The sequence below is a fragment of the uncultured Clostridium sp. genome, assembly GCF_900547735.1.
Classification (GTDB): domain Bacteria; phylum Bacillota; class Clostridia; order Lachnospirales; family Lachnospiraceae; genus Otoolea.
Window position 1 is genome coordinate 1 of record NZ_URHZ01000124.1, and the last position, 9,882, is coordinate 9,882.

Sequence of the window (9,882 nt, forward strand, 5' to 3'; positions counted from 1 at the left end):
TCCCGAACCCCGACCGTCCCGGCGGCGTTCTCATTCCTCAATTAAATCCCCATTTATCCCTAACCTGCTACAGAAGGAGGCCAGTTACAGGAAAAGTGATTGCCAAATACAGGAGACAGCATATATAATAGATAAGACGGGACACGGCTAAATCGGCCGTGCTCCTGCAGGGAAATAAAGGATGGTACAGATTATGGACAGAGGTTTTACACTTTCTCAGAATATTGCGGATAAGATAAAAGCAAAGATTATGACGGGCGAATTTGCATTGGGCTCCAAGCTTCCCAATGAGAATGAGTTAATGGATGCTTTAAATGTGAGCCGCACTACGATCAGGGAAGCGGTGAAGATTTTGATATCCAAGAATATTCTTTATATCGAGCGCGGAAAAGGAACCTATGTGGCTGCCATTCCCGGACTGGCGGACGATCCCTATGGATTTGAATTCATTCCGGAGGAGAAGCTGATCCCGGATCTCTGTGAAATGAGGAGTGTGATCGAGCCGGAGGTGTATTATCTGGCCGCCGAACGGGCGACTAAAAGACAGCTCAGTGAGATGGAAGTGATCCTCAGAAAGATGAATGAGGTAATTTATGAGCTTAAAATGGATGAAAACAATCCGCGCATGATTGACCGTCTGGCGGACAGTGAGATAGAATTCCACTCGCTCGTATACCGTATGACCGGGAACATCGTGATCGAGAGGATGCTGCCCACGATTAAAAAGGCAATTGCCCTGAATTATACAACGAATATTTACCGCCGTTCCTTTGAACTTACCGCCACTCAGAATCTCCATATTGATTTATTTCATGCCCTTCAGGCAGGCGATGCGGCCAGGGCTCGGGAGATAGGCAGAGAGCATATGAAAACGATGAGAGAAAAGACGGGCCAGCGATGCTGAAAAAAGACGGAAAAGGGCGAATTTTAATATTGACAGAGGTATGACGTCATGTTACACTGGAATTAACGAAACTCCACGATTCCAGTGTAATTTTTTTTAACATAAGACATCATACGTCATATCACATGAAGGAGGCGGCATTCTCCATTGAAGGGGATCTATGATATGGAGCCGAGAAGATGCCTGTTTCAAATAAAAAGGAGGAAGAAAGATGAAAAAATTTGTAGCATTAACGGTTGCCGGGGTGCTGGCTGTTACTTCACTGGCGGGCTGCGGGAAAGGGAAGACGGCGGAGAGTGAGACGGCTGCGGAAACAAAGACGGAGAGCCAGGCGGAAAGCGGCGGGAGTGAAAAGCCAAATCAGGATGTAAAGCTTTTAAAAACCAGTATGCCGACATCCTGGGATGAAACACACGGTTACACTCAGGCCTTGATTGCCATGAACGCATATCTGGATGAAGCTTCAGGAGGAAAACTTCAGCTTGATGTTTATGCGGGAGGACAGCTTGGGGATGAGGTATCGGTGTTTGAGAGCATGCAGATGGGGACGATTGACTGTGCGGTATTCAATGCGGCCTCCTTATCCAACTTCACGCATGTGCTTGAGGCATTTGACCTGCCCTACATGTGGGTGGATGATACCGGCGTAGTGAATACGGAACTGCAGAACACCGTAGTCAGTTCGGATTTTGCGAAAGGATATCTCGACAAGGTGTATGCGGAGACTTCGGTTAAACCGGTTGGTTTTCTGTATAATGCCTCCCGCGATTTCTTCCTGAAAAAAGAACTGAAGAGCCTGGCCGACGCGCCGAGCATCAAGCTGCGTTCCATGACGGCGCAGATGCATCTGGACATGTATACCGCCATGGGGTTTGTGGCAACGCCTCTGGGTTACAGCGAGGTTTACAATGCCATGCAGACGGGAGTGGTGGACGGCTTTGAAGATACGGCCTGCTCCACGATTACTTCGGGAACGTACGAGACGGCAAAATATGTGGTAAAATCCGGCCATGCGACGGCCTCCCCTCTGTTTGTGTGCAGCGGAATGACCTGGGACGGCCTGTCCGAGGAGGAAAAGGGCTGGATAACGGAGGCAGTCGAAAAGGGACGTCAGGCCTGCTATGACACCTTCGAAACGGCACAGAAAAATGCCTACGAGACATTTGAGGAAAAGGGTCTCCAGGTCTCCGTCATCGATCACAAAGCGGCCGTAGCGGCATGCCGGCCGGTAATCGAAAAGTACTGTGAAAATGAGGACAGCAAGGCAATCTATGACTATGTCCTGAAAGTGCGTGAAGATCTGGGAATCCCGCAGAACTAAGCAGGAGAAGGCCGGAAGGACAGGGCGGCGCTTCTCCCGCCTGTCCGCGAAGCGTGTTGTTGTCCGCAGAACCGCGTTCCCTGGCGGGGCTGCGAATGACAACTGAAAAGGAGATAGTATGGCAAAAAAAGTAATCTATATGCTGGATCGTTTTAACGACCGTCTGATTTGGGCAGTCAAGTATTTTCTTTGTGCAGTCCTGACACTCCAGGTCTGCCTGATCTTTGTCTCCGTGGTGATGCGGTATTTTCTGAACCGTCCTCTGGCATGGAGTGATGAAATGGCCACTTTTCTGCTTGTGTATGTAACGTTTCTGGGAACTTATGTGGCATCCAACACGGGGCATCTGGCGAAAGTCGAACTATTTGTTTCCCTGTTTAAGGGGCCTTTTCGGACGGCCGCCCGGATTCTTGCCCGGATTTTTTCCGCAGGCTTAGTCGGCTGGATTGGATTTTACGGGACAAAAATGTATTTTTCAAATATTATTCAGAACCAGGTCAGCTCCGCCATGCAGATTCCGATGCGTCTTATCTGGTGGATTCTGCCGGTGACGATGTGGCTGCTGCTTTTTTCGGAAGTGCTGGGATTTCTGCATATTTTTATTCCCAGAAGTGACGGAAATGAATATGTACGTTTAGATTAGCGTTCTGTTCCGTTCCTGTGCGGCTGCATATAACCGAACGGGGGTGGGCGGGACACTGAAGAGGAGTGACGGTATGATAATGATAATTATGTTTGTAGTCACCCTGCTGCTGGGAGTTCCGATTGCATATGTGCTGGGACTGGTTGGCGCGGCCGGGCTGATTACTATGGGGCCGAACTATTTTCCTGCGGTGGCGCAGAAATTGTTTTCGTCGGCTAATTCCTACAATCTGATGGCAATTCCGATGTTTATCCTGGCCGGTGAGCTGATGGGGCTTTCCGGGGATGTGACGAGGCTGATGGATTTCTGCCGGGCGCTGGTCGGCCGGGTGAAGGGCGGCATTGCCTATGTCTGCACGATCGTGGGACTTCTTCTGGGGGGAATTCTGGGGATGGCGAATGCGGAAGCGGCTTTGCTATCCTCAACCATTTATCCGGAAATGCGCAAAGACGGATATGAGGATGATTTTGCAGCCTGCTTTATCGCCTCCGTATCGGTGGTGGGGCCCCTGATCCCTCCGGGACTGCTGTATGTTATTTACGGCGTATCCAGCGGCACGCCGATCGCCTATCTGTTTGAGGCAGGCGTGGTGCCCGGCATTATGGTCGGCCTGGCCCTGGCGCTGGTAATCTTCCTTCTGTCCCGGAATCCGAAGCGCAAATGGGTAATCCACGACTGGCAGGGATGGAGGCATGTGTGGGATAAGCTGAAATCGGCCGCTTTTTCCATCATTGCGCCGTTTCTAACCTTTGTCAGCATCGCGGCGGGAGTTGCGACGGCAACCGAGTCGGCGTCGCTGATTATCATGGTGGTGACGCTGGTAGGAATCTTTGTTTATAAAAAGATAAAACTCAAAGCTTTAATTCCGATGATTATCAGGTCGGCCGTGATGAGCGGAGCCATCCTGATTATTGCGGCAATGGCGGGCGTAATGGGGTGGGCTCTGGCGATAGAGCAGATTCCTACAATTATCTGTAACTTTATGCTTTCCCTGACGGACAACGGCATGGTTGCGCTGCTCATTATCCAAGTTTTCCTGCTGCTCGTCGGAATGTTTATGGATGCATCCCCGGCGGTTCTGATTCTGGTACCCGTCTTCCTGCCGATTATGCAGGCTTACGGATACGATTTTGTCCATTTTGGACTGCTGATGTGTTTCAACCTGACGATCGGTGTTCTGACACCGCCGGTGGGAACGTGTTTATATACGACGGCAATGGCCACCAAGGTACCGGTGGACCGGATGGTAAAAGGAATCTGGCCGTGGATCGGCGTGCTGGTGGTGTGTCTTTTAATATGCACTTACTGTCCGGATCTGGTACTCGCAGTCCCGCGCCTGTTGGGTTATACAGGTTAACATAAAATAGAACGGAGGTTTGAGATGATTAACAACAATGCAAAAATCAATGACACGCTGTCAAAGGAGATCAGGAAGGCGAACGAGACCAGAGGCATGTGGTATTACCAGTTGGTAAAAGCGGCAGGACGGTACGGTTTGGACGAAGAGGCCTATGCCCGCGGTGCAATCCGCAAATTGGGCAATCTCTACCGCAAGAATTATCCTGACACGGACAGTATTTCCCGGTTCATGGGCGCGTTCATGAACGATCAGACAATAAAACAGTTCCATGCGGAGCTGATCTCCATGACGGATGAGGAAGCGGTGGTGCATTTTCATTACTGCCCTATGTGCGGAGCCTGGACAAAGCTTACCAAGGATGAAAAGGAAATCGGCTTAATCTGTGACTGCGCGATGGATGTGGACCGGGGCGTATTTGACTTATACGACCACATCGGCTTTAAGCTGGAGCGTGCGATTGGAACGGGAGACGATGTCTGTGAGCTGCATTTTGTGAAAAAGTAGGGGGAGAGTAAAATGATTAAAAATGTGCCGAAAAAATATGTGAGTGATTATGAGGTAGATGCGGTGCGGGATGCCTATGAAAACCGCGGAAGATGGTATTATTTTCTGGTAAAGGAGGGGCTGGAACAGGGCCTTCCCCTGGAATTTGCACGGGACGCCATGCATGAAGCAGGTGTTTTTCTGGGGAAAAACAGGTTTGCCGGTATTGATAATCTGAAGGATTTTGCGGATGAGTTTATGACCTATGGGGTGGAGAAGGTCAACGAAGGCGAGATCGTGAAGCTGACGGATGAGGAATTTGAGGTGGATCTGGGCTACTGTCCGCTGGTGAACGCCTGGCAGAACCTGGATCAGGATGAAAAGTTCCTGGCCGATATCTGTGATATCTGTATGGAGATGGACCGCGGCACGGCGGAGAGCCTGGGGATGTCGATGGATTTAAAAGCAACTATAGCATCGGGGTGCGGTAAGTGCACGATGTGTTTTAAAAAGGAGAAATAAAACAGGAACCGATAAATCCATGGAGGAATGGCGGAAATGAATAAAATATTGCTGGAACTGATTCGAAAGGATATGAAACCGGCTCTCGGCGTGACGGAACCGGCCGCCATTGCCCTGGCCTGTGCGGCTGCAAGGGCGCTGACGGAGGAACCGGTGGAACGTCTGCTGGTGAAGGAAAATTCCGGTATTTATAAAAATGCGTTTACATGCGGGATTCCGGGCACGGACAAAATCGGAAATTTATATGCCGCCGCCCTGGGCTGTGTGGCCGGTGATAAGGAAAAAGGACTTCTCGTCTTAGAGGGGCTATCCGATGAAGGGGTGGAAGAGGCCCGGCGCTTTATCGATGAAGGGCGTGTCAAGGTGGAGGTTTCTTCGATTAGCTCCGAGCTGTACATATATGCCTGTGTAAAGACGGAGCACGACTGCTGTGAGGCGGAGATCCGCGACAGCCACACAAACATCTGCCGTCTGATAAAAAATGGGCAGGTGATTCTTGATAAAAAGGAGAGAGCGGGGGAGGCCGGGACATCCGGCCCGGCTGCAGGCAGTGATTCGACCATCGGCAGTGATTCGGCTACAGGCAGTGATTCGGCTATCGGCAGTGATTCGGCTACCGATTGCATTCCGAATCGCGGCAGAAACCCGATCACCCGCTATACAATGAGGGATTTTTTCCTGTTTGCGAAGGAAGTCCCGGTGGAGGAGCTCTATTTTATCAGAGAGGCATATCGGGTAAACACGGAGCTTGCCGGGGAGGCGCTCCGTTCCCGGGCATGTACCCTGACAAAAAGCCTGCTTGCATTTAACGGGGATAAAGAGGTGTCGGATAACTTGAGGGCAACTGCCCGTTATTTTGCAGGGGCGGCTTCGGAGGCGCGGGTTCTCGGCCTTAATAAGCCTGCGATGAGCATCACGGGAAGCGGGAACCACGGAATTATCTGCACGATGCCCCTGTATGCAATGTACAGGGTGGAGAATCAGCCGGAAGAACTTCTGCTCCGGGCCACCGCACTTAGCTATCTTGTCACAATGTATATGAAGGAGTATTCCGGAAAACTGTCCGCTTTCTGCGGATGCGGCATTGCGGCCGGAACGGGGATGGCCTGCGCCATGACATTCATGCGGGGAGGCGGTTATGAAACGATCGTGGCTGCCTTAAACAATATGGCGGCATCCATTGTCGGTATGATCTGCACCGGGGGAAACCATGCCTGCTGCATGAAGGTACTGGCCGCGGTGGATACGGCCGTGACGTCAATGGAGCTGGCACTTAGCGGAAGCTCTGTTTCGCCGGAACACGGCGTGGCGGATGCACACCCTGAGAAGACGATGCAGAATATAGGACTTATAGCATCCCCGGGCATGATCCGGACGGAGCAGGTGATTCTGGAGATTATGCAGAAAAAGAATGGGGGTGCTGTAACAGATGAAAAAGTTGATTAATAATCCAAACCGGGTTGTTACGGAAATGCTGCAGGGACTTGCGGCGGCGGAGCCGGGGCTTGTCTATGCGGGTGAAGGCATTGAGGTGATAAGCCGGAGGGATAAAACGCCAGGCAAGGTCGGTCTGGTCAGCGGAGGAGGCAGCGGCCATGAACCGGCCCATGCCGGATATGTGGGAAAAGGCATGCTGGATGCGGCGGTGGCAGGTAACGTGTTTGCATCGCCCAGTCCGGATCGGATCCTTTCGGGAATACGGGCGGCGGACGCAGGAGCCGGAGTCCTTCTGATTATCAAAAATTATTCCGGTGATATCATGAATTTCCAAATGGCGGCGGAGCTTGCACAGATGGAAGGAATCCGTGTGGAAAGCGTGGTGGTGAAGGATGACGTTGCAGTTCCTGACAGCACTTACTCTGCGGGCCGCAGAGGGATCGCCGGAACCGTGCTGGTACATAAAATTACCGGGGCGGCCGCTGAGTCGGGAAAGACACTTGAAGAGGTAAAGCGCATTGCTGAGAAGGTAACTTGCGGCCTCCGTTCAATGGGAATGGCAATCTCGCCCTGCATTCTGCCGGGAGTTGGGAAACCGGGCTTTGCCCTGGGTGAGACTGAGGTAGAAATCGGTATGGGAATACACGGCGAACCGGGGATTTGCCGGGAGGAGCTTACATCGTCCGCGGAAACGGCTAAAAAGCTGCTGGACCGTATTCTGGAGGATTTCGATTTTACCGGAAGTGAAACCGCCATGCTGGTAAACGGCCTGGGAGGAACGCCTCTGATGGAGCTTTACATTATGAATCATGAACTGTCGGGACTTCTCAAAGAAAGAGGAATTAAAGTGGTCAGGACCATTGTGGGTAATTATATGACTTCCCTGGAGATGGCGGGCTGTTCGGTCACACTTTTAAAGCTGGATGAGGAATTGAAAGAATTACTGGAAGCGCCGGCCAATACACCGGCTTTCAAATGCTGAGGCGGGAGGACAGGTAAATGATTATAACATCGGAGGAATATACGGCTTACCTGAACCGGGCGGCCGTAAAGATAAGCGAAAACAGGGACTATGTTACGGAACTGGATGCGGCGACCGGGGACGGGGATCACTGGGTGAACCTCAATATGGGGTTTGAAGCGCTGACAGAAGCCGGTGAAGAGCTCAGGGCGCTCCCTGTCTGTGAGACGTTAAAACGAATCGGAATGATCATGATGAGCCGGATCGGAGGAAGCTCCGGAATCCTTTATGGGGGCGCCTACCTGGCCGCAGCCAGGGCCGTGGCAGGAAGAGAAACATTGGACATGGAGGGACTCTGTCTGGTTCTTACGGACATGGTGGAGGATATGATGAGCCGCGGAAAAGCGGAACCGGGATTTAAGACCATGATCGACTCACTGTACCCGGCTGCGGAGGCGTTCAGGCTTGCTCTGGAGGCGGGAGAGGACGATCGGACCGTTCTGGAACGGGTTAAAAAAGCGGCCGAAGAGGGAGCGGAGAGTACGAGACAGATGGAGGCCAGAAAAGGCCGGGCCAGCTACATGCTTTCAAAAGGAACCGGCCATCTGGACCCGGGAGCCGTGACAATGTCTCTTCAGATTGGCTGTCTCTGCGACTATTTAATGGAAAAGGGCGGCTGACATTATATCTGCCTCAGCTTATATCTGTCTCAACGGCGGGATACATTGCAGAACAGTGGTTGGCTATAGACTGAATCTATAGCCGACTACTGTTTTTTTGTATTTTACGAAAGGTGGAGGAACAATTATACTATGGGAAGAAAATCATTGAAACAACAGAAGATGGAAGTGATTGAAATAGTAACTGCATGAACCACACACAATGAAGCACACAATGTGGCACACATAATGAAGGATGCAAAAGGAGAATGAAGACCATGGGTAATTTAACCGTACCGTTTCGCTATGACTATGTAGGAAGTTTTTTACGCCCGGAAGTTTTAAAGAAGGCAAGAGAAGAATTTAAGGCAGGAAAAATTACGGCGGACGCGCTCACAAGAGTGGAGAATGAAGAAATCACAAAGCTAATCGCCGGACAGAAGGAGGCCGGTTACAAGGTAATTACCGACGGCGAGTTCCGCAGAAGTTACTGGCATCTCGACTTTATGTGGGGATTCAACGGGATTAAGGAGGTGGAACTGGATCACGGATACTTTTTCCATGGTGAGGAGACTACCCACGGTTCTATTGAGGTAACCGGAAAAATAAGCGGGGAAAACCATCCGTTTGTGGAGCATTTTAAATTTGTAAAACAGTTTGAAGATGAACATACGGCGGCAAAGCAGACACTGCCGGCTCCGGCCCAGCTGCTGGCCGAACTGTTCCGTGAAGATAACGGAAAAAAGACGACTGCCGTTTATCCGGATACCGAGGAGCTGATTGAGGATATTGCAGCGGCATACCGCACCGTAATCAGTGACCTTTATGCAGCAGGCTGCAGAAATATCCAGTTTGACGACTGCACCTGGGGAATGTTCTGTGATACGGCATACTGGAATGCAAGGCAGAAGGAGCAGACGTCACTGGAAGAGGAGGCGGCCCGGTATCTTCGCCTCAACAATCTTGCAATCCAGGGCAAGCCGGAGGACGTAACCCTGACAACCCATGTGTGCCGGGGCAATTATCACTCCACTTGGGCAAGCGCAGGCGGTTATGCGCCCGTTGCTCCGTATCTGTTTAAGGATGAAAATGTGGATGCATTTTATCTGGAGTTTGACGACGAGCGTTCCGGCGGCTTTGAACCTCTTAAATATGTGAGCGGGGATAAGAAAGTAGTTCTGGGATTGATTACGACAAAATCTCCGGAGCTGGAAGATAAAGAGGCCGTGATTGCAAGAATCCGTGAGGCGGAGCAATATATTCCGTTAGACCGGCTGTACTTAAGCCCGCAGTGCGGATTTGCATCCTGTGAAATTGGCAATAAGCTGACCGAAGAGGAGCAGTGGGCAAAGCTGCGGCTTGTAAAGGAAATTGCGGAGGAAGTTTGGGGAGTATAAGGTAACAGGAAAAAGCGGCAGGTTTTAAAGCAGCAGGCCTTAGAGCGTAAGTTTATAAATGTCAGGCATATGAGGGGAAGTGTCCGAGTATGCCTGACATTTTTTGGAGCAATTTCAAATATTTTAGAACATCTGAAAAGGTAAAATTTCAAAGTGAATTCGTGATTTATACAAAACATTGATTTTGCAGTACTT

General features: G+C 50.8%; 10 protein-coding genes. All 10 read left to right on the forward strand.

The window, feature by feature from the left end; genetic code table 11:
- Positions 1 to 181: 181 nt before the first annotated feature.
- The 10 genes from QZT18_RS22695 to QZT18_RS22740 all read left to right on the forward strand — a co-directional run bounded on the left by QZT18_RS22695 (position 182) and on the right by QZT18_RS22740 (position 9,687).
- Entirely contained in the window at positions 182 to 904 is a 723-nt protein-coding gene (locus QZT18_RS22695; RefSeq protein WP_294151884.1) for a FadR/GntR family transcriptional regulator, read from the forward strand.
- Between the two features lie 211 nt (positions 905 to 1,115).
- On the forward strand, positions 1,116 to 2,225 hold the full coding sequence (locus QZT18_RS22700) for a TRAP transporter substrate-binding protein (protein ID WP_294151886.1): 1,110 nt from the start codon (positions 1,116 to 1,118) through the stop codon (positions 2,223 to 2,225).
- A gap of 118 nt (positions 2,226 to 2,343) precedes the next feature.
- Positions 2,344 to 2,868 (forward strand): TRAP transporter small permease, encoded by a 525-nt coding sequence (locus tag QZT18_RS22705; RefSeq protein ID WP_294151888.1) that lies wholly within the window; start codon positions 2,344 to 2,346, stop codon positions 2,866 to 2,868.
- Between the two features lie 73 nt (positions 2,869 to 2,941).
- Positions 2,942 to 4,225 carry a TRAP transporter large permease gene (locus tag QZT18_RS22710; RefSeq protein ID WP_294151889.1) on the forward strand — a complete coding sequence of 428 codons (1,284 nt, stop codon included), beginning with the start codon at positions 2,942 to 2,944 and terminating at the stop codon, positions 4,223 to 4,225.
- A gap of 24 nt (positions 4,226 to 4,249) precedes the next feature.
- Complete coding sequence (locus QZT18_RS22715) at positions 4,250 to 4,732, forward strand: L-2-amino-thiazoline-4-carboxylic acid hydrolase (protein ID WP_294151891.1); 483 nt, start codon at positions 4,250 to 4,252, stop codon at positions 4,730 to 4,732.
- Positions 4,733 to 4,744: 12 nt separating this feature from the next.
- A complete protein-coding gene (locus tag QZT18_RS22720) occupies positions 4,745 to 5,233 on the forward strand; it encodes an L-2-amino-thiazoline-4-carboxylic acid hydrolase (protein ID WP_294151892.1) in 489 nt (162 codons plus the stop codon).
- Positions 5,234 to 5,269: 36 nt separating this feature from the next.
- On the forward strand, positions 5,270 to 6,679 hold the full coding sequence (locus QZT18_RS22725; RefSeq protein ID WP_294151893.1) for a serine dehydratase subunit alpha family protein: 1,410 nt from the start codon (positions 5,270 to 5,272) through the stop codon (positions 6,677 to 6,679).
- Complete coding sequence (gene dhaK / locus QZT18_RS22730; protein ID WP_294151894.1) at positions 6,663 to 7,652, forward strand: dihydroxyacetone kinase subunit DhaK; 990 nt, start codon at positions 6,663 to 6,665, stop codon at positions 7,650 to 7,652. The genes QZT18_RS22725 and dhaK overlap by 17 nt, the downstream gene beginning before the upstream one ends.
- Before the next feature lie 17 nt (positions 7,653 to 7,669).
- Positions 7,670 to 8,311 carry a dihydroxyacetone kinase subunit DhaL gene (gene dhaL, locus QZT18_RS22735; RefSeq protein ID WP_294151895.1) on the forward strand — a complete coding sequence of 214 codons (642 nt, stop codon included), beginning with the start codon at positions 7,670 to 7,672 and terminating at the stop codon, positions 8,309 to 8,311.
- A gap of 257 nt (positions 8,312 to 8,568) precedes the next feature.
- Positions 8,569 to 9,687, forward strand: coding sequence for a 5-methyltetrahydropteroyltriglutamate--homocysteine S-methyltransferase (locus QZT18_RS22740; protein ID WP_294151897.1), 1,119 nt, complete (start codon positions 8,569 to 8,571; stop codon positions 9,685 to 9,687).
- The last annotated feature ends 195 nt before the right edge of the window (positions 9,688 to 9,882 follow it).